The sequence below is a fragment of the Bradyrhizobium elkanii USDA 76 genome, from assembly GCF_023278185.1.
In the GTDB taxonomy this organism is placed as follows: domain Bacteria; phylum Pseudomonadota; class Alphaproteobacteria; order Rhizobiales; family Xanthobacteraceae; genus Bradyrhizobium; species Bradyrhizobium elkanii.
Map to the genome: position 1 here is coordinate 1,022,745 of NZ_CP066356.1, position 19,982 is coordinate 1,042,726.

Annotated in this window: 16 protein-coding genes; 8 read left to right on the top strand and 8 right to left on the bottom strand. The window is 66.0% G+C overall.

Features of this window, described 5'->3' with window-relative positions:
* Positions 1–83: 83 nt before the first annotated feature.
* Positions 84–1,385, top strand: coding sequence for a PQQ-dependent sugar dehydrogenase (locus JEY66_RS04865; protein WP_026191895.1), 1,302 nt, complete (start codon positions 84–86; stop codon positions 1,383–1,385).
* A gap of 245 nt (positions 1,386–1,630) precedes the next feature.
* Here JEY66_RS04865 and JEY66_RS04870 read toward each other — a convergent pair whose 3' ends face one another.
* The 3 genes from JEY66_RS04870 to JEY66_RS04880 all read right to left on the bottom strand — a co-directional run bounded on the left by JEY66_RS04870 (position 1,631) and on the right by JEY66_RS04880 (position 3,581).
* On the bottom strand, positions 1,631–1,894 hold the full coding sequence (locus JEY66_RS04870) for a hypothetical protein (RefSeq protein ID WP_137483532.1): 264 nt from the start codon (positions 1,892–1,894) through the stop codon (positions 1,631–1,633).
* 83 nt (positions 1,895–1,977) lie between these two features.
* On the bottom strand, positions 1,978–2,832 hold the full coding sequence (locus JEY66_RS04875) for an alpha/beta fold hydrolase (protein ID WP_016842936.1): 855 nt from the start codon (positions 2,830–2,832) through the stop codon (positions 1,978–1,980).
* Positions 2,833–2,876: 44 nt separating this feature from the next.
* Positions 2,877–3,581, bottom strand: a complete 705-nt coding sequence (locus JEY66_RS04880; RefSeq protein WP_016842935.1) for an alpha/beta fold hydrolase — start codon at positions 3,579–3,581, stop codon at positions 2,877–2,879.
* 187 nt (positions 3,582–3,768) lie between these two features.
* Between JEY66_RS04880 and JEY66_RS04885 the strand changes: the two genes are divergently transcribed.
* The 3 genes from JEY66_RS04885 (at position 3,769) to JEY66_RS04895 (ending at position 7,249) form a co-directional block, all read left to right on the top strand.
* Positions 3,769–4,374 (top strand): CGNR zinc finger domain-containing protein, encoded by a 606-nt coding sequence (locus JEY66_RS04885; RefSeq protein ID WP_016842934.1) that lies wholly within the window; start codon positions 3,769–3,771, stop codon positions 4,372–4,374.
* A gap of 210 nt (positions 4,375–4,584) precedes the next feature.
* Positions 4,585–4,932, top strand: a complete 348-nt coding sequence (locus tag JEY66_RS04890; protein WP_016842933.1) for a hypothetical protein — start codon at positions 4,585–4,587, stop codon at positions 4,930–4,932.
* A gap of 280 nt (positions 4,933–5,212) precedes the next feature.
* Complete coding sequence (locus JEY66_RS04895; RefSeq protein ID WP_018268980.1) at positions 5,213–7,249, top strand: DEAD/DEAH box helicase; 2,037 nt, start codon at positions 5,213–5,215, stop codon at positions 7,247–7,249.
* Positions 7,250–7,508: 259 nt separating this feature from the next.
* Here JEY66_RS04895 and JEY66_RS04900 read toward each other — a convergent pair whose 3' ends face one another.
* Positions 7,509–9,002, bottom strand: coding sequence for a GGDEF domain-containing protein (locus JEY66_RS04900; RefSeq protein WP_018268979.1), 1,494 nt, complete (start codon positions 9,000–9,002; stop codon positions 7,509–7,511).
* Between the two features lie 115 nt (positions 9,003–9,117).
* Between JEY66_RS04900 and JEY66_RS04905 the strand changes: the two genes are divergently transcribed.
* Entirely contained in the window at positions 9,118–9,375 is a 258-nt protein-coding gene (locus JEY66_RS04905) for a DUF7662 domain-containing protein (RefSeq protein WP_018268978.1), read from the top strand.
* A 369-nt stretch (positions 9,376–9,744) separates the two neighbouring features.
* Positions 9,745–10,911 (top strand): integrase core domain-containing protein, encoded by a 1,167-nt coding sequence (locus tag JEY66_RS04910; RefSeq protein ID WP_244620959.1) that lies wholly within the window; start codon positions 9,745–9,747, stop codon positions 10,909–10,911.
* Between the two features lie 176 nt (positions 10,912–11,087).
* Here JEY66_RS04910 and JEY66_RS04915 read toward each other — a convergent pair whose 3' ends face one another.
* From JEY66_RS04915 to metG, 3 genes are all read right to left on the bottom strand, one after another.
* Complete coding sequence (locus JEY66_RS04915) at positions 11,088–13,964, bottom strand: EAL domain-containing protein (protein ID WP_018268976.1); 2,877 nt, start codon at positions 13,962–13,964, stop codon at positions 11,088–11,090.
* A gap of 120 nt (positions 13,965–14,084) precedes the next feature.
* A complete protein-coding gene (locus JEY66_RS04920; RefSeq protein ID WP_016845223.1) occupies positions 14,085–15,083 on the bottom strand; it encodes an NAD(P)H-quinone oxidoreductase in 999 nt (332 codons plus the stop codon).
* Between the two features lie 69 nt (positions 15,084–15,152).
* Complete coding sequence (gene metG / locus JEY66_RS04925; RefSeq protein WP_016845224.1) at positions 15,153–16,832, bottom strand: methionine--tRNA ligase; 1,680 nt, start codon at positions 16,830–16,832, stop codon at positions 15,153–15,155.
* A 286-nt stretch (positions 16,833–17,118) separates the two neighbouring features.
* Here metG and JEY66_RS04930 point away from each other — a divergent pair, with 286 nt between their 5' ends.
* Together JEY66_RS04930 and rcdA are read left to right on the top strand one after the other, a co-directional pair.
* Positions 17,119–17,310 carry a DUF1192 domain-containing protein gene (locus JEY66_RS04930; protein ID WP_016845225.1) on the top strand — a complete coding sequence of 64 codons (192 nt, stop codon included), beginning with the start codon at positions 17,119–17,121 and terminating at the stop codon, positions 17,308–17,310.
* A gap of 562 nt (positions 17,311–17,872) precedes the next feature.
* Positions 17,873–18,385, top strand: coding sequence for a protease adaptor protein RcdA (gene rcdA, locus JEY66_RS04935; RefSeq protein ID WP_016845226.1), 513 nt, complete (start codon positions 17,873–17,875; stop codon positions 18,383–18,385).
* Between the two features lie 16 nt (positions 18,386–18,401).
* On the opposite strand, the gene pdxR is transcribed toward rcdA, so the two are convergent.
* Entirely contained in the window at positions 18,402–19,916 is a 1,515-nt protein-coding gene (gene pdxR / locus JEY66_RS04940) for a MocR-like pyridoxine biosynthesis transcription factor PdxR (RefSeq protein ID WP_018268975.1), read from the bottom strand.
* Positions 19,917–19,982: the final 66 nt, after the last annotated feature.

Consider the following 19,982-nt stretch of genomic DNA (forward strand, 5'->3'; position numbering starts at 1 on the left):
TTATGCGAATGCTGCTGGTGCCGCGGCCGGCCGGCAAGGGAATGACAGGGCGCGCTAACACGGCGCAAATACAGGGGAAGTTCATGAGCACGTCTGGAGTTTTTGCCCGCGTCGTCGCGGCGATCGGGGCCGGCGCCTTGGCGTGGCGGCGGATGCAGGGCGCGCAGCCCGCGCCCGCCTGGGGCAGCGCGCCAGAGATCCCGCAGGCCAAACCGCAGGGCGCGATCCCGACGCTCAAGATGCCGACGGCGCGGGGCTGGGACAAGGACCAGAAGCCGGTCGCCGCGCCCGGGCTCAAGGTCAACGCATTTGCGGCCGGGCTCGATCATCCGCGCTGGATCAACGTGCTGCCCAACGGCGACGTGCTGATCGCGGAGGCAACGCAGATCGCTGGCACACCGCGCAGCGTCTTCCACTACGCGATGCAGGCGACGATGCGGCGCGCCGCGGCGCTCGGCGTCAGCGCCAACCGCATCACGCTGCTGCGCGACCGCGATGGCGACGGCGTCGCCGAAAGCAGCAGTGCCTTCATGGAAGGATTGAGCCAGCCGTTCGGCATGGCGCTGGTCGGCGACACCTTCTATGTCGGCAACACCGACGGCGTGGTGGCGTTTCCCTATGTTGCCGGCGCCGATCGCATCACCGCGCAGGGACGCAAGCTCGTCAGCTTCAAGCCCGACGGGCACTGGACGCGCAGCCTGCTGCCGAGCGCCGACGGCAAGAAGCTTTATGCCGGTGTCGGTTCGCTCAGCAACATCGCCGAGAGCGGCTTTGCAGTCGAGGAAGGCCGCGCCGCGATCTACGAGCTCGATCTCGCAGGTGGCACCAGCCGCATCTTCGCCGGCGGCCTGCGCAATCCGGTGGGCATCGCCTGGGAGCCGACCACCAATGTGCTCTGGACCGTCGTCAACGAACGCGACGGCCTCGGCGACGAGACGCCGCCCGACTATCTGACCTCGGTGCGTGACGGCGGCTTCTACGGCTGGCCCTATTGCTACTGGGGCAAGACGGTGGACGATCGCGTGCCGCAGGATCCGGCGATGGTCGCCAAGGCGATCCAGCCGGACTATGCGCTCGGCGGCCATACCGCCTCGCTCGGGCTGTGCTGGATGCCGCAGGGCACGCTGCCGGGATTCCCCGACGGCATGGTGATCGGCCAGCACGGCTCGTGGAATCGCTCGACGCTGTCGGGCTACAAGGTGGTGTTCGTGCCGTTCGCGAGCGGCCGTCCCGCAGGGCCGGCGCGCGACATCCTGTCGGGCTTCCTCGCGCCCGACGAGAAGGTGTCGTACGGCCGCCCGGTCGGCGTCGCGCTCGGCCCCGACGGCTCGCTGCTGGTGGCCGACGATGTCGGCAATGTGATCTGGCGCGTCACGGCGGCATAGGCTGCGAGCGAGCGCGCGCATTCGCGAAATGAAGCAGGCCGCCGGCTGCGGCGGCCTGAGTGGATGGCTCCCGCTTCCTTGATTGCGAGGGCCGGCTCGACGCCCTTGTGAGCGTCGGGGGCGATCTTGTCAGTCCGGTTCTGCTAGAGCGTTTTCGAGCGAAGTGGATACCGGTTCGCGTGAAGAAAACGCGTCAAAACAAGAATCTAGAGCCCCGTTCCGATTCCATCGGAACGGGAAAAGCTCTAGTCGCAGCGGCGGACCCTGCGGACCGAACCGTCGTCGCGCTCGATCGTAACGGTGCGGCATCCGCGATATCCGCGATCGTATCCGTAGGCGCGATAAGCGGGTCGATCGTAGTCTCGGTAGTAGCGCGGCTCGGGGCCCACCCTCACGCCGCCGAGCGGAGTATCGACGGCAACTTGAGCTGACGCGGGCGTGATGGAGATCGGCGTGGCGACAGCGAAACCGGCAACCGCCAATGCACCGGCCAATAACAGGTTTCTCATGCGCGTTTCCTCCTGAGTTATTGCATCCGCTTTCCAACAATCCAGCTGGGGCAAGAGTTCCTCGGCCTTCGCGGTGCGCGACGTCAGCGGCTCAGGAACTCGCGGATGTCCTGCGCGATCTCGGCGGCATGCGTCTCCAGCGCGAAGTGGCCGGTGTCGAAGAATTTGACGACCGCCTTCGGGTTGTCGCGCTTGAACGCCTCGGCACCCGGCGGCAGGAAGAACGGATCGTTCTTGCCCCACACCGCGAGGAACGCCGGCTGATGGGTGCGGAAGTAACTCTGGAAGGTGGGGTAGAGCGCGACGTTGCTCTTGTAATCGCCGAACAGATCGAGCTGCACGTCGTGGGCGCCGGGCCGCGCCATGTAGTAATTGTCGAGGTTCTGCCCGTCGGGCGACACCGTTTGCGGATCTGATGCGCCGTGGGTGTACTGCCAGCGCGTGGTGTCCGGCGTCAGGAAGGCGCGCAGCGCGTCGCGGTTCGCCGGCGAGGGATCCTGCCAATAGGCCTTGATCGGAGTCCAGCCGTCGCTGAGGCCTTCCTCATAGGCGTTGCCGTTCTGCGAGATGATCGCCGTGATTCGCTCCGGATGCTTGACCGCGATGCGGAAGCCGGTCGGCGCACCATAATCGAACACATAGACCGCAAAGCGATCGAAGCCGATCACCTCCGTGAAGCGATCGATGACGCCGGCGATGCTCTCGAAGGTGTAGTTGAACTTGTCGTGCGGCGGCATGTCCGACTGACCGAAGCCGGGCAAATCCGGCGCCACGATGTGGAATTTGTCCGCGAGCTGCGGGATCAGATCGCGAAACATATGGCCCGCGCTCGGGAAGCCGTGCAGCAGCAGCAGCTTTGGCGCGCCGGGCGAACCGGCTTCGCGATAGAAGATGCTAAAGCCATCGACATCGGCGGTGCGGTATTTGACCTGAGACATCTGTCAGTCCTTGTGATCGTGATGTGGTGGCGTGGTTTGCGAGTTCAGGAATTGATCTGCCCGGCGACCGCACTGACCGCCTCCCGGATGATGTCGGTGACGAGCTTCGGCGCGGTGACGATCGGGGTATGATCGACGGGGTGTGAGCGCACGGTCGCCTGCATCCGCGCCGCCATGCTGCGCTGGGTCTCGGGCGCGATCATCCGGTCGTCCTCGGCAACCAGGAACCAGCTCGGGACGTCCTTCCACAGGGGGCGGCCGACCGGCACGGTGATGCAGGCCGGAGAGATCGGCCGCTGCACCGCGGCCAGCACCGCGAGGTCCTCGGACCGCGCGCCTTGCGCGAAGGCCGCTGCGAAAGCGGACTCCGGCAGCCAGATCAGACCATTGGCGTCGGGCGCAAGCTTGGGCGCAAACGGATGCGGCGGCAGCCGGTAGAAGACGTCGGCGACCGTCTCGCCTTCGTCCGGCGCCAGCGCCGCGACATAGACCAGCGCCTTGACGTGCGGCGAGCGGGTCCCGGCAATCACGGCGCCGGCATAGGCATGGCCAACCAGCACCACCGGGCCCGCGACGCGGTCCAGGGTGCGGTTCAGCGCGGCGACGTCATCGGCGAGCGAGTTAAGGGGCAGCGGCGCCGCCACCGCCGTAATGCCCTCGGCGTCGAGCGCCGTGATCACCCGCGCCCAGCTCGAGCCGTCGGCCCACGCGCCATGGGCAAGCACCACGCTGACATTCTCGTTCGACATTGTCCGTTCCCTCGTCTCAGGCCAGTTTAGGCGGTAACCGTCAAAATGCTATTTGATAGGTTACTGCGCTTATGGTCCATGGCTCGTAACTTGTCAAATGAATTTTATCAGGTTACTATTTCCGTAGCTGAGGAAGCCGCCAGAAAGCCGCCAGGAGGGCGTCACCGTGCAATCCCATCCGCCCGCGATGTTCATCGCAGACAGCCTGGGCCTCGATTTCATCAATTCGATCGCGACGCCGGTCGATACGCCGGTGGACTGGATCGCCGATGGCGACGGCCTGTTGCGCTGGCTAGCGCAGGCGCAGTTGGTGCCGCCCGTTGTGCTCGACGAGCTCAAGGCGCGCGCGACGCCTGGCGCGCTCGACAATGCCGCCGGTCAGGCCCGCGATTTGCGCGAATGGTTCCGCGGCTTCGTCCGCAAGCATATGGGCCGGCCGCTGACGCCGCGGGCGCTCAAGGAGCTCGAGCCGCTGAACCGGCTGCTGGAAAGCGATCAGGCGTTCAGCAAGATCGTGGCGCATCGCCAAAAGGACGGCGATGACGGTTTCGCGCTGGAGCGGACGCGGCGCTGGCGCTCGGCCGAAACATTGCTGCTGCCGATTGGGGAAGCGATGGCCAGGGTCGTCTGCGAGGAAAGCTTCTCCGACATCAAGGCGTGCGAGGGCCCGGCGTGCACGCTGATGTTTGCCGACCACACGCGGGCGCGGGCGCGCCGATGGTGCAGCATGGCGATCTGCGGCAACCGCGCCAAGCAGGCCGCGCACCGCAGCCGGATGAAGGACAGGGGCTGAGATCAGCAAAAACCACGGCGCCAAAGGGTAACGGCACCTGACGGATTCTCGCGGCGGAGGCGAGGGCAAAACTCCCCTCCAGGTCCGATCGCTCGGAAGTGCATAAAACCGGAATGAAATCCATAGCGGTTTTCAACCATGCCCCTTGAGCCTTCCTCAACTTCCGCGGCCGATGCTGCGCCCGCCACCGGGATCGAAGGAGGTCACAGCATGCCGGCCAAGGGACGAGCGACCGCGACCAACGCCACCGCGCAAGGGCGCGAGGACATCCTTAACGCGCGCGCCATCAGCACGCTGGGCGCCGGCGTCGTCAGCGCGATGAGCGCGGTCGGCGCCGCCGTCATCAAGAAGAACAAGCCGGCACTCGGCAAGAATGCCGACTGGTTCTGGCACATGTTCGCGAAATGCGAGGCCAGGGCCGCGCGCATCGCCGAGCAGGCCGCGCGCGATCCGGAGGCCTGCGGCGATGCCACCTTCATCGAGGTCTATGCCGCGCAATTGCCGAAGCTGATGGCAGCGGCGCTCGAGAGCCACGAGAAGGCGCTCAAGGCGAAGTGATGCCGCCTCAAGAGGAGTGCCACAACGGCGCTCGTCCCGCTGCCGTTCCCTCTTGACCTCTCAAGCCGTGACGCGCCATCGCGCTGACCGGCCCTACGGCCCCGATCGGGCAGCCCGCCTGATCCGCGCCTCAGCTTTTCTGCGATGGGGCATGGCGATTTGGCGCTTCTTGGCGTAAAGCACCCCAAATCGTCATGCGGTTGTGCCGCTTGCCGGGCACGCAGCTCCAGGTCGTCCCGCTCGACGTTCTGCGCCCGGACCAATCAAGGTTTCCCATCTCGTGCCCTTTCCGACCACAAGTTCGCCGCTCGCCCGCGCCTTGGCTGAGCGCAACTACGATCAACCGACCCCTGTCCAGCTCGCCGTGCTCGCGGACGACGCCGTCGACCGTGATCTCCTCGTTTCAGCCCAGACCGGCTCGGGCAAGACCGTTGCCTACGGCTTGGCCATGGCAAAGGACCTGCTCGACGGCGCCGAGCGGTTCGAGCCGGCTGCCGCCCCGCTGGCCCTGATCGTCGCGCCGACCCGCGAGCTCGCCTTGCAGGTTCAGCGCGAGCTTGCGTGGCTCTACGAGCATGCCGATGCCCGCGTCGTCTCCTGCGTCGGCGGCATGGATCCGCGCCGCGAGCAGCGCGAGCTTGCCGAGGGCGCCCACATCGTGGTCGGGACGCCCGGCCGGTTGTGCGACCATTTGCGGCGCGGCCGTCTCGACATTTCGGGACTCAAGGTCGTCGTGCTCGACGAGGCCGATGAAATGCTCAATCTCGGTTTCCGCGAGGATATGGAATTCATCCTCGAGACCACGCCGGACACCCGCCGCACCTTGCTGTTCTCGGCGACGTTCCCGCGCGGCATCGTCGCGCTCGCCAAGCAGTATCAGGAGCAGGCGTTCCGGATCGAGGTCGCGGGCGACGAAGGCGGCCATGCCGATATCGAATACCGCGCCATCCGGGTGGCCGCCGACGATGTCGAGCACGCGGTCGTCAACGTGCTGCGTTTCCATGAGGCGCCGAGCGCGCTGGTGTTTTGCAACACCCGTGAGGCCGTCAGGCATTTGCAGGCGGCGCTGCTTGAGCGCGGGTTCTCCGTCGCCGCGCTGTCGGGCGAAATGACCCAGAACGAGCGCACCCAGGCGCTGCAGGCGTTGCGCGACGGACGGTCGCGGGTTTGCGTCGCGACCGACGTCGCGGCGCGCGGCATCGATCTGCCGAGCCTCGATCTCGTCATTCACGCGGATTTGCCGAAAGATCCCGAGGTCATGCAGCATCGCTCCGGCCGCACCGGCCGTGCCGGCCGCAAGGGCGTCAGCATCCTGCTGGTGCCGCCGGCACGGCGGCGGCGCGCCGAATTGCTGCTCGATCTCGCCGGCATCGATGTGGTGTGGGGCTCCGCGCCGCAGGCGGAGGAGATCCGCAAGCTCGACCATGATCGCCTGCTGCAGGATGCGGTGTTCTCCGAGGAGGCGACATCAGATGATCTGGCACTGGCGCAGGCCCTGCTCGCCGAACGCTCGCCCGAGGCGATTGCCTCAGCGCTCGCCCGGCTCTATCGCGCGCGGCTGCCGGCGCCCGAAGACATTCTCGATCCCGGCGAGGGACGCGGCCGGGACCGCGACGATCGCCGCGGCGAGCGCGCCTCGCGGCGCGATGATCGTGCCGCCGGGCCGCGATCGAAGACCGGCAAGTCATCCGCGCGTCATGGCATGGAGGAGGCGACCGTCTGGTTCCGCGCCGCGATCGGACGCCGGAAGAATGCCGAAGCCCGCTGGCTGCTGCCGATGATCTGCCGCCGTGGCGGCATCGACAAGCGCGACATCGGCGCGATCAAGATCATGGACACGACCACCGAGTTCGAGATCGCCGCGCGGGTCGCGGATTCCTTCGCGGTCAAGATCAAGCGCCCGGACAAGGAAGACAGCATCCGCATCGAGCCGCTGGCGGGCGCACCGCAGGGCGAGGCGCGCGAGAAGCCGGCGCGCAAGCCCTGGCGCGACAATGACGACGGCGGATACAGCGCGCCGCGCGCCGACGAGGGGGCAGCAAGGCGGGGCGGCAAGCCGGATCGCGAGGCCAGAGCGTTTTCGAGCGAAGCCGCGAGCGGTTCGCGTCACGAATACGCGTCAAAAAAGGAATCCAGGGACTCGGCCCGATCCGATCGGGACGGAAAAGGCTTCAAGCCGAAATCCGGCGACGAGCCACGGTTCGGGAAGAAAAAGAAGCATCGGGGAAAGTCGGGCCAGGGCGGCGTCACACAGTGGCCGGACGTGTCGGCGAAACCGAAGTTCGGCAAGAAGCCGAAGAAGAAGCGGCGGGGCTGAGTTGGCGCCGGCGCAACGCGCTTCGGGTGCGGATGTAGGACCCACTGGGCGTGCCACATCCGAAGGCCGGGACCCATTACCCCAACTGCTCATTGTTACGCGCGACTGGGGCCACAATCCCGTTCACAATCACATGCGGTGGTTATGGGTCCCGGCCCCCGTGCGCAATTGCGCACTAGGCCGGGACGACGATGCGGAGAGATTGCGCGACGAACTTTGATTGGACGTGCGGCCAGTGTCTTCGCTGCCGACTCCGATCCTACGCCACCAGCGCGATCTTCGGCACGGTTGCGAGCACCGACTGGTTGCGGCCGTTGGCCTTGGCGGCGTAGAGCGCCCTGTCGGCGGCCTCGATCAGGTCGGACCATTGCTGGCCCGCGGTCGGCCGCATGCTGGCGACGCCGATGCTGACTGTCGTGATCAGCTCGCCCGCGCACCATTGCTGGACCTTGTTGCGGATGGTCTCGGCCAGATTGAAGGCCTCGAGCGCGGTCATGTTGGGCAGCAGCACGGCGAATTCCTCGCCGCCGAAGCGCGCCGGGCAATCGCCGGCGCGGCGCACCGCGTCCGAAATGCAGATCGCGATCCCGACCAGCACCTGGTCGCCGGCCTGATGCCCATAGGTGTCATTGTAGGCCTTGAAATGATCGGCATCGATCATCAATAGCGCGACCGGCTGGCCGTAGCGGCCGGCACGGCGCCATTCGCGTTCGATCTCGCCGTCGAACTTGCGCCGGTTCTTCAAGCCGGTGAGGGCGTCGGTGGTCGCCATCTCCTCGAGCTTGTCCTCGGCGTCGGCGCGGCGGACGATCTCGCGGGCGAGCACCAGCGTTGCGCTGAGCACGAACAGGATCAGAAACGCCATGATCGCGCCGATGCGAATGGCCTCGGTGCGCCAGAGGTTGAAGACGGCTTCGAGCGGCTTGCCGACCACCACGTAAAGCGGACCGGTGCTGCTGCGCCTGACATAGAGCCGCGGCGTGTCGTCGACCGGGCCCTTGCCGGAGAACGCGCCGCCCACCTTCAGGTTCTCGGCCTTCCAGTCCAGCTGCTCCGCGAGGTTCTTGCCGATCACGTCGAGATCGAACGGCGTCCGCATGATGATGGTGCGGTCGTTGCGCAGCACGGTGATGGTGTCGCCCGGCATGAGGCTCAGCCGCCCGAACAGATCGTGGAAATAGCTGAAGCGGATCGAACCGACCACGACGCCGAGGAAGCGGCCGTCCTCGCCGACGATGCGCCGGCTCAGCACGATGGCGTAGGCGCCGCGATGCAGCATCGGTCGGCTGATGTAAAGGCCGGCATCGGGATTGTCGCGCTGGACCGTGAAATACTCCTCGTCGCTGCGGTTCTCCGGCCGCGGATCGAGGCTCGCCGCGTCGATGGTCAAATTGCCCCTGGTGTCGAACACCTGGATCGCGCCGAAATGTTTTGCGGTCGCGGCGTGATCGAACAGGATCAGCTGGCGCAGCTCCTTGCTGATATTGCGGATCTCCGGCATCTCGAGATTGCTGGCGACCGCGCGCAGCGACAGGTCGTAAAGCTCGATGTTGCGGCTGATGTCGGCCTCGATGCCCGACGCCAGATTCTCCAGGGTGCGGCGGGCCAGTTCCTCCTCGCCGCGGCGCATGTCGAACATCACGCCGGCGCAGACCGCGGAGAAGCCGAGGACGGTCGCAACCGACGCCGCGATCAGCAGCTTTGCCGATAGCCGCCAGCGCCGCCTTGCGTCGTTTCCCCGTCGAAATGGCATGTCCCGCTCCAATGCGCCGTCATGCAACGGGAAATCTTGTTGTCGCCTTAAATGGCGACAGCAGCCGCCGAATGGGTTAACGGGTGGTTGCCGGACTTTTGTCATCGAGGACGTTGTGAACGACTACGACGCATTGCGGGATTATCTGAAGAAGCAGCATCTGCCCGAATTCGTGCTGACCTTCGAGGAGATCGAGGCGATCATCGACGCGGCGCTGCCGCGCGCCGCACACCGGGCCTCGTGGTGGGAGACGTTGCGCAGCCCGCAGGAGAAGATGCCGCAACGCGAGGCCTGCCTCGAAGGCGGCTACATCGCCACCCGTCAGGCCGACGGCAAGAGCGTCAAGTTCAAGCGCATGCCCAAGCCGCGCTGAGGCGCGATCCTGTAAGGTCGGACAGTCATGGCGGAGAAGGTGCGCTCCCTCTCCCGCTTGCGGGGGAGGGCTGGGGTGGGGGCTCTCTCCGCGGTACAGACCGGATAGATACCCGACAGTTTAGACCGGCATGATTGCCGACAGGTTTCTAGAAGCATCGGCGGGAGGGCCCGACGATGCCGTTCAGAGAGACCAGTCGGATGGAAGAGCGTATCCGGATGTTTATGGAGTACGAGAGCGGGAACTGGAACGTGTCGGAGTGGTACAGACCGGATAGATACCCGACAGTTTAGACCGGCATGATTGCCGACAGGTTTCTAGAAGCATCGGCGGGAGGGCCCGACGATGCCGTTCAGAGAGACCAGTCGGATGGAAGAGCGTATCCGGATGTTTATGGAGTACGAGAGCGGGAACTGGAACGTGTCGGAGTTGTGCCGCCGTCACGGTATCTGCCGCGACACGTTTTACGCATGGCGCCAGCGGAAGCAGAGCGGCGATCCGGAGTGGTTCAGGGACCGTTCGCACGCGCCGCAGCAATGCCGACAAACGACCGATGCAGCGATTGCAGAGAAGGTGATCGCGGCTCGGCAGCGCTTTCCCTATCTGGGACCGCGCAAGCTGCTCGCCTTGCTCGACCGCCAGGCGCCGGAGATCGATTGGCCGGCGGCGTCGACGATTGGGAGCATTCTCAAGCGCGCGGGGCTGATCTCGCCGGTGAAGCGCCGTCGCCGTCCGCTCGACCAGCGGCGTCCCTGCACGCCGGTGCAGGAGCCGAACGACGAGTGGAGCGTGGACTTCAAGGGCTGGTTTCGCACCCGCGACCAGTGCCGGGTCGATCCCCTGACGGTGGCCGACAGCCACAGCCGCTTCCTGATCGAACTGCAGATCGTCGCACCGACGACCGAGGGCGTCCGCCCCCGCTTCGAAAGAGCTTTCCGCGAGCATGGCCTGCCGCGGGCAATCCGCTGCGACAATGGTTCGCCGTTCGGCTCGCGCGGCGCCGGCGGTCTCACCACATTGTCGGTCTGGTGGCTGAAGCTCGGCATTACGCCGCGCTTCATCCGTCCGGCCTCGCCGCAGGAGAACGGTCGCCATGAGCGCATGCATCGCACCTTGAAGGCGCAAACATCGAGCCCACCGGCAGATAATGCGTCGGAGCAACAGGCCCGCTTTGACGCCTTCCGAGAGCATTACAATAGGGAACGTCCTCACGAAGCGCTGGGCCAACGGCCGCCGGAAGACGCCTATCGAGCATCTCAACGCACCATGCCGGATCGCGAGCAAGACCCCTGGTATGACGCCAATCACCAGGCCCGCCGTGTTCGCGGCAACGGAGAGATCAAATGGAAAGGCAAGTTCGTCTTTATCGGTCAGGCGCTGGTGAACGAACTTGTCGGCATCGCCGAACTCGATACCGGTGACCACGTCGTCCGCTTCTGCGACCTCGACGTCGGTCTCATCGACCGCCGCGGTCTGTTCACCCGGTTCGCTCCGCCGCGTGAGGGGCTGCGCGAACCGGGTGAACAGACCGCTTAACCCAAACTGTCGGGGATCATGCCGGTCCAAAATGTCGGGAATCATGCCGGTTGAACACGCGAGTCGTTCCGTGGAGAGAGCCCCCACCCGCTGCGCTACGCGCAGCGACCTCCCCCGCAAGCGGGAGAGGTGCAGCGAGCCCGCTGCAAGATCGATGCTAACTTACTTGACCGAGCTTAGCTCGCGGCTTCCAGCCGTTCCTCGGTGAGCAGCCGGGTCGCCGCATCCGCGTCCATCGGCTCGCCGAAGGCAAAGCCCTGGGCGTATTCGCAGCCGAGCTGGTAGAGCTCGACGGCATCCGAATCCGTCTCGGCGCCTTCCGCGACCACTTCCATCCCGAGATCGTGCGCCAGCGCGATGATCGATTTCAGAATCACCGGGCGGGTGCCGCGGCTCGTGGTGCGGACGAAGGACTGGTCGATCTTGATGGTGTCGAACGGGAAACGCTGCAGATAGGACAGCGAGGAGTGGCCGGTGCCGAAATCGTCGAGCGACAGCCCGGTGCCGAGCTCGCGGATCCGCGCCAGCATCTGGGCGGCGTGCTCCGGGTTCTCCATGACCAGCGATTCCGTCAGTTCCAGCTTCAGCGTGCCGCGCGCCACCGAGGAGCGCGACAGCACGGTTCTGATGTCGTGGATCAGATCGTGGCGCAGCAGCTGTCGCGACGACACGTTGACCGACGCGAAGATCGGCTCGCGCGAGCGCATCGCGCGCTGCCACACCGCGAGCTGGCGCGCGGTCTGGTCCATCACGAACATGCCGAGATCGACGATCAGGCCGGTCTCCTCGGCGACGTTGATGAACTCCGACGGCGACATCCGGCCGAGCTTGGGATGGTCCCAGCGCGCCAGCGCCTCGAAGCCGGCGATCGCGCGATCCTCCAGCCGCACGATCGGCTGGTACAGGATCGTGATCTCCTGCCGCTCGATGGCGCGGCGCAGGTCGCTCTCCAGCGTCAGGCGGTCGGTCTTGCGCGCCCGCATCGCCGGCTTGTAGACGTCGATGCGGTCGCCGCCGATCCGCTTGGAATGATACATCGCAAGCTCGGCGTCCTTGATGATCTCGTCGGTCAGCGGCGCCGCCGGGTCGGACAGCGCAAGGCCGATCGAGGCGGTCAGGAAGATCTCGCGGTCGTTGAACGCGATCGGGGCGCGGATGGTCTTGCGGATGGTCTCGGCGAAATTGGTGATCCGCGCCGGGTCCTGCTCCGACAGCAGGATCAGGCCGAACTGGTCGCCGGCCATCCGCGCCAGCGTGTCCTGCGGCTTGAGGATGCGGGTCAGCCGCCGCGCCAGCGTCAGCAAAATGGAATCGCCGACCGCAATGCCGACGGAATCGTTGACCTGCTTGAAACGGTCGAGATCGATCACCATCAAGGTCGGCCGCAGGTTCGGCATGGTCTTGGCGAGATTCGCCACCGCGCCGAGGCGGTCCATGAACAGCCGGCGGTTCGGCAGGCCGGTCAGATTGTCATGCACGGAGTCATGCAGCATCCGCTCTTCGGAGTTCTTGAACTCGGTGACGTCGGTCAGGGTGCCGACCACGCGCGAAACCTCGCCGTCGGAGCCGACAACCGGCCGGGCCTTCAGCGCGAACCACATGAAATGGCCGTCGGGCGTGCGCAGCCGGAAATCCTGTACCAGGCGGCCGCGGCGCTGGTCGAGCACGCTGTCGAGCGCGGCGCGGAAGCGGTCCTGGTCGAGCGGGTGCAGCACTTCGAGCCATTTCGCAGCGGGGCCTTCCAGCGTGCCGCGCTTGAGGCCGAGCAGGGCCTCGGTCTCGGGGCTGGTGAACACCTTGTCGGCGGAGACGTCCCAGTCCCAGATCAGGTCGCCCGAGCCGGTCAGCGCAAGCGCCCGGCGCTCGACATCGGAGACGACGCCGGTGGTGGCGCCGCCGCCGGCAAAGGCGTGCTGCATCACCGTGAAGCCGATCAGCATCACGATCAGCACCAGACCGCCGAGCAGCGCGGGGCCGACGATGTCGTTGGTGACGGAGCCTGCGACCGTCATGCCGGCCGCGACCACCCAGACCACCAGCAGGAACCAGGTCGGGATCAGTAGCACCGCGCGGTCGAAGCCGTGGGTCGAGAGATAGACGATCAGCGCAAAGCCGGCGAAGGCGATCATCACCAGCGACATGCGCGCGATGCCGGAGGCGACCGCGGGATCGAACAGCGCCAGTGCGACCAGCGAGCCGAGGAAGACCAGCCAGCCGATCGTGATGTGCGAGTAGCGGACGTGCCAGCGACTGAGATTGAGATAGGCGAACAGGAACACCAGCAGCGTCGCCGCGAGGATCGCCTCGCCCGCCGCGCGCCAGACGCGCTCGGCGTTGTTCGACATGTCGAGCACCTTGCCCCAGAAGCCGAAGTCGACGCCGATATAGACCAGCACCGCCCAGGCCAGCGCCGCGGCGGCGGGGAACATGATGCTGCCCTTGACCACAAACAAGATCGTGAGCACGAGCGCGAGCAGGCCCGAGATGCCGATCACGATGCCTTGGTACAGCGTGAACGAGTTGACCTTGTCCTTGTAGGCGTCGGGTTCCCACAAATAGAGCTGCGGCAGCTTGTCGGTGCGCAGTTCCGCGACATAGGTGACGACGGCGCCGGGATCGAGCGTAATGCGGAACACGTCGGCGGTTGGACTCTCCTGCCGCTCGGGACGATCGCCGACCGACGGCGTGATGGTGGCGATGCGCGACAGGCCGAGGTCGGGCCACAGCAGGCCGGACGACACGATGCGGTAGTGCGGCGCGACGATCAGGCGGTCGAGCTGGTCGTCGGTGTTGTTGGCGAGCGCGAACACCACCCAGTTCTGGCCGCCTTCGCGGGCGCGAACCTCGATGCGGCGCACGATGCCGTCGGTTCCGGGTGCAGTAGAGACCTGGATGCGGTCGGTTTCACTGCGCTGATGGTCGAGAACCGCCGTCAGATCGATCGCCGGCGCATCGCTGCGCACGCTGACCGCGTCGATCGCATACGCGGCAGGCGCGGCGGCAAACATCATGAGGCCCAGCGCGAGCAGCGCAAGGCACCTGATCAGACGCAATGTCAGTACTCCGCGATCGACAAACTGACCGGGCCCGGCGACCGGCCCGGCGGTGGCGCGATAAATGACACGAAAGCGAAGGGAATCAAAGGGTTTCCGCCCCTGCTTCCGTCGCGAGGGTTAAATCGCCAACACAATTTTGCCAATATGTTCGCTGGTCTCCATGCGTCGGTGCGCGTCGGCGGCCTTTTCCAGCGGGAATGTGCTGTCCATCAGCGGTTTGACGCGGCCTTCGCGCAGCAAGGGCAGCACCTTTGCCTCGATCGCCGCGACCATCGCCGCCTTGTCCGCATTACTACGGGGGCGCAGGGTCGAGCCGGTGTGGTGCAGCCGCTTGACCATCAGCTTGGCGAAATTGGCCGTCGCCTTCGGTGTTCCCGACAGGAACGCGATCTGGACGATGCGGCCCTCGACCGCGGCGGCGTCGTAGTTCCGGTCGATATAGTCGCCGCCCACCATGTCGAGGATGACATCGGCGCCGTTGCCGCCGGTGGCCTTCTTCACCGCCTCGACGAAATCCTCGGTCTTGTAATTGACAGCGTGATCGGCGCCGAGCTTGAGGCAGGCATCGGCCTTGTCCTGCGAGCCGACGGTGACGATCACCTTGGCGCCGAACGCCTTGGCGAGCTGGATCGCCATCGTGCCGATGCCCGACGAGCCGCCATGAATCAGCAGCATTTCGCCAGCCTTGAGCGCGCCGCGCTCGAACACGTTGTGCCACACGGTCATCAGCGTTTCCGGAATCGCGCCGGCTTCCTGCATCGACAGCGAGGGCGGCACGGTCATCGCCTGCGCGTCCTGCGCGATGCAATATTGCGCGTAGCCGCCGCCGGCGACCAGCGACATCACCTTGTCGCCGATCTTGTGCTTTGCGCCTTCGCCCAGCGCGACCACTTCGCCCGCGATCTCGAGGCCGGGCAGGTCGCTGGCGCCGGGCGGCGGCGGATAGGAGCCGGAGCGCTGCGCGACGTCAGGACGATTGACGCCGGCGGCCGCGACCTTGACCAAGATCTCGCCGGCCTTCGGCACCGGCACCGCACGGGTCTCCGGCACCAGCACCTCAGGGCCGCCCGGCTTGCTGATGGCGACGACGGTCATTTGCGCGGGCAGGTTTGGCATGGTCGGTCCCTGGTCAGTGGAGAGGATTGGCGGATGGCATACCGCCTTTTCCACCGAAGCGAAACGCCATTAAGCCCCGAACCGCGCCGTGAGCTGGCCGGCTCTCTCAGGCGTGATTTTCTCGACCAGCGGGCCGAGCCTTGCGACCGGCGTGCCCGCGCCACGATCCAGCAGCGGGAGGAGTGGGCCATTGGGCCAGCGCGGCACGGTATCGCTCCGACCGAGCGCGCCGAGCACGCGCGCCGCGAGGTGAGGCACGATGCTCCACGCCAGCGTCGCACTGAGCGCGACAAGATTGAGCCCGGTGCGGGTGATGACCGCCGCGCGTGCCGGATCGGACTTGATCGCCGTCCATGGTGCCGCGTGCTGCAGGTAAGCGTTCGTGGTGTCCCAGATCGCGCGGGTCGCGGCCGCCGCTGCGCGAAACTCCAGTGCGGTGTGGTGGCGGTGCAGCGCTGCGATGCGCTGCTCCAGATCGTGCGCCAGCTGTCGCTCGGCATCATCCGGTACGCCGCCTTCGGGAAAGCGGCCGTGGAAGGCGCGATGCGCAAAGCTGATGATGCGGTTGGCAAGATTGCCGAAGATGTCGGCGAGATCCTTGTTCACGTCGGCAACGAACCTGGCGACGCCAAAATCGGTGTCGGCGCTTTCGGGCGCGTTGGCGATCAGCCACCAGCGCCAGAGATCGGCCGGCAATTCCGCAATCGCCGCATCGGTGAAGACGCCGCGCTTTCGGCTGGTCGAGAACTTGCCGCCCTCGTAATTCAGCCAGTGGAATCCCTTGATCACATCGGCGGTCTTCCACGGTTCGCCCGAGCCGATCAGCGTCGCCGGAAAGCTCACGGTGTGGAACGGGATGTTGTCCTTGCCGAGAAACTGGATGTAGCTGACATCGTCGGCCTGCCACCACCATTGCCGCCAGTCGCGGCCCGGCGCGGCGTCGGCCCATTCCTGCGTCGCCGCGATGTAGCCGATCGGCGCATCGAACCAGACATAGAACACCTTGCCCTCGAAGCCTTCGCACGGCACCGCGATGCCCCAGGCGAGATCGCGCGTGATGCAGCGGTCGCGCAGCTCCGCATTGAGCCAACCCTTCGCGGTCGACACCACGAAGGGCGGCCATCCAGTGCGGCTGTCGATCCATGCGCCTATTTTTTCGACCAGATGCGACTGGCGCAGATACAGATGACGGCTGTCGCGGATCTCGAGCGCACGGTCGCCTGACAGCGCCGAGCGCGGATCGATCAGGTCCGGCGGGTCGAGCAGCGTGCCGCAATGGTCGCATTGATCGCCGCGCGCGCCGGCGTCGCCGCAATGCGGACAGGTGCCGAGCACGTAGCGGTCGGGCAGGAAGCGCCGGTCGGCCGGCGAGAACACCTGTCGCGAGGTGCGTGCTTCGATCAGCCCGGCGTCATCGAGCCGACGATAGAAGTGCTGCGTCAGCGCATGATTGTGCGGCGAGCTGGTGCGGCCGAAATGATCGAAGGAGAGGCCGAAGCGCCGGTAGATGTCGGCCTGGATGGCGTGCTGCGCGGCGCAGAACGCGCGGACATCCTGTCCGGCCTCGATGGCGCCGAGCTCGGCCGGCGTGCCGTGCTCGTCGGTGGCGCAGATGAAGAGCACGTCGTCACCGATCTGGCGGCGGAAGCGGGCGTGGACGTCGGCGGGCAGCAGCGAGCCGATCAGATTGCCGAGATGCTTGACGCCGTTCACATAGGGAAGGGCGCTGGTGATGAGAATTTTGGTCATGGGTTAGGGTCTTTCGCGTTTGGTGCTGCCGACCCCCAAGAGAAATTCCGACGAAATCAAATCGGACAATCAAAAAGCCCTCCCGCGTGACCGGAAGGGCTTGGGGTCGGCTCATGCCTGGCGCGCAGGCGCGCAACTATCCCGTCCGGTCAGACTCCTTGCGGTCGGGCCGGGGCATTCGCGTCAGATGTTGCACGCACACGAAAGTCACTGCAAAATTCTCCTCTGGACGGATATCTATCATCGCTGGGCGCAGGGCGCCAGATCAGCATCGCGGGGAAGACACATGCCGATTGAGGATGAGGACCGGCCGCGGAAGAAAATCAGCCACGAGATCGGACAGGATCTCTCGCTGCTGTCGGTCGAGGAATTGACCGAGCGCATCGCGCTGCTCAACGCCGAGGTCGATCGCCTGAAGGAGGCGATGACGAAGAAGCGCGCGTCGAAGGACGCCGCCAACGCGTTCTTCAAGTCGTAGCGCTGCGCTCCATCCGGGCTACGCTGCTCCACCTCCCCTTGAAAAGGGGAGGTCGCTTTGCTCGTCAGAGCAAAGCGGGTGGGGATCCGCTCTCTCCAGATACGCCGTCGCCTGCGGCTGACCCCCATCCCGACCTTCCCCCTTTCAGGGGGAAGAAGACACGCGCCACCGGATTTCGCGGGGCCTGTCATCGAGCGCGTTCGCGCGAACCGTTGACTCCGTCCGGGCTACGAAGAGACCTGTCCCAAACTAGGTCAATGGCCGACATGGCAAACAAAGCGTCAAGAAATCCGTTCATTTACGATCGGTTAAGCTTTCTCGATTATGACTGCATTGTCCTCGTTTGGACACCGAGTGGCTCCTGTCCACTCTGTTTGACGCCTCCCTGTTATCAACTTCAAAAGCCGCCGGAAACGGCGGCTCTTTTTTGTGCGTCCTATCGGCTGGAAACCATAAATCCGGTTGCGGCTGGACTCTTCGGCGCGCCCGCGCAATGATTTGTTCATCATAAGCTGGCGCGTCAGATGCCAGCGGGCGTTACGGTGGTGTGAGGGCGTTAACCATGGCCGATCGTTCCCAGAGCGAAGCCGGGCTTGTACTGTTCAGTGAACGGCTGACCAATTCTGCGGCATTCGGCGTGCTGTTCCGGGAAGGCATGGACCTGGTCGAGCAGACCGCCGCCTATCTCGACGGTGACGGGCGTGCCGAGGCCAAGGCGCTCGAACGGTCCGTGAGCCTGACCTATGCCACCGAAAGCATGCGCCTGACCACGCGGCTGATGCAGCTCGCGTCCTGGCTGCTGCTGCATCGCGCGGTCAAGGAAGGCGAGATGACGCTGACCCAGGCCAATCGCGAAAAGACCAAGGTGAAGCTGTCGGCCGCCGATCCCGGTCCCGTCGACATGGTGACCAAGCTGCCCGAGCAATTGCAGCAGCTGATCGCCCGCTCGATGGATCTGCAGGCGCGCGTCCGCCGCCTCGACACCACGATCCACGCGCCGGCGCCGGATCGCTCAACGATCGGCAACCCGCTGGTGCCGCAGCTCAACCGCCTCAAGGCTGCGTTCGAGCAGTAAAGTTCAAGCTGCAAAACTAGTGTGAGGCCTCAGTACGGCGTGGCTTGGCGCGCCGCTGTGACGTGTGTTGATCGATCACGCACCGCAGCCGTAGCGCCGCCGCCTCCAGCTCCTCCGGTTCGAATCCGCCGAAGCCGAGCATGAGGCCGGAGCGCGGTGCGGCCTGGTACATCGGTGAAATCGGTCGCACGACGATGCCGGCGACGAGCGCGGCCTTTGCCAATTGCACATCGTCGAAGCGCTCTGGCAGCCACAGCAGCAGATGCATGCCCTGGTCGCTCGGCTGCAGCGTGACGTCACCAGGCATGTGACGCGTCAGCGCCGCGATCAGCGTCGCACGCCGTGCGGCGTAGACGCCGCGAATCCGCCTGATATGCGCCTCGAACAGCCCCTCGCGCATATAGGCCGCCAGCACATGCTGATCGGCGGTCGGCGAATGCCGGTCGAGCAGCGCCCGCGCGCCGGCGAAAGCGTCGATCAGCGGCGAAGGCGCCACGACATAGCCGAGCCGCAGCGAGGGAAACAGCACCTTGCTCAGCGTGCCCAGATAAATCACCCGCGATGGCGCGAGGCCCTGCATCGACGGGAACGGATGCCCGGCATAGCGCAGCTCGCTGTCGTAATCGTCCTCGACGATCCACCCATCATGTCGTTGCGCCCACGCCACCAGCGCGTTGCGGCGGGCCATGCTCATCGGCATGCCCAGCGGATATTGATGCGAGGGCGTCACGAAGGCCGCGCGCGCATGCGGGCATGCGGCGACCGCGGCTTCGACGTCGATGCCCTGCGCATCGACCGATACGCGCGTGGTGAGGAGATCGAGATCGTCGAGCACCGCCGTCATGCCGGGATAGGCGGGATCCTCGGCCCAGACCCGGTCGCCTGACGACAGCAGCACGCGGCCGGCGAGATAGAGGCCTTGCTGGGTGCCGGCCGTGATCACGACCTGCTCGGGCTCGCAATGCACCGCGCGGGATTTGCGCACATAGTCGGCGATCGCCTGCCGCAGCTCCATCAGGCCGCGCGGATCGCCATAGCTCGCCGGCGCCGCCGTGCGCGATGCGCGCACGCGGTTGCCGAGGCGGCGCCACTGGTCGTCGGGCGCGACCGCGCCGCCGGGGACTGCGATCGCAAACGGGATTTCCGGCATCGGCGTGAAGGCCGCCGCCACTTTGACAAGCCGCGCCGCGCGCGGCGGCAACTGGATCGGCGCCGATTCGTTCGGGCTGCGATCGACCATGACGGGCCGTGCCTGCTCGGCAAGCGTCGGCGCGACGCGGGTGCCGGCACCGACCTGCGATTCCAGATAGCCCTCGGCCAGCAACTGCTCGAAGGCTTCCGTGACCGTGCCGCGCGCAACGCCGAGCGAGGCCGACAGCGCGCGCGTCGACGGCAGGAATTCCCCGGCCTTCAGTTCGCCGCTCGCAATCGCGGCACGCAGGGCCTGCGCGATCTGGCGCCCGACCTGCCCGGCGGCGCGGTCGACCGCGCCGAGCGAAGGGATGCTGATCGTGGCGCGCAGACGGGGCATAGTGGACCAATCAAGATGATCGAAAGTGGCTCTTATCATAGGCCACTTCAGCGCTATGGTGCGAGC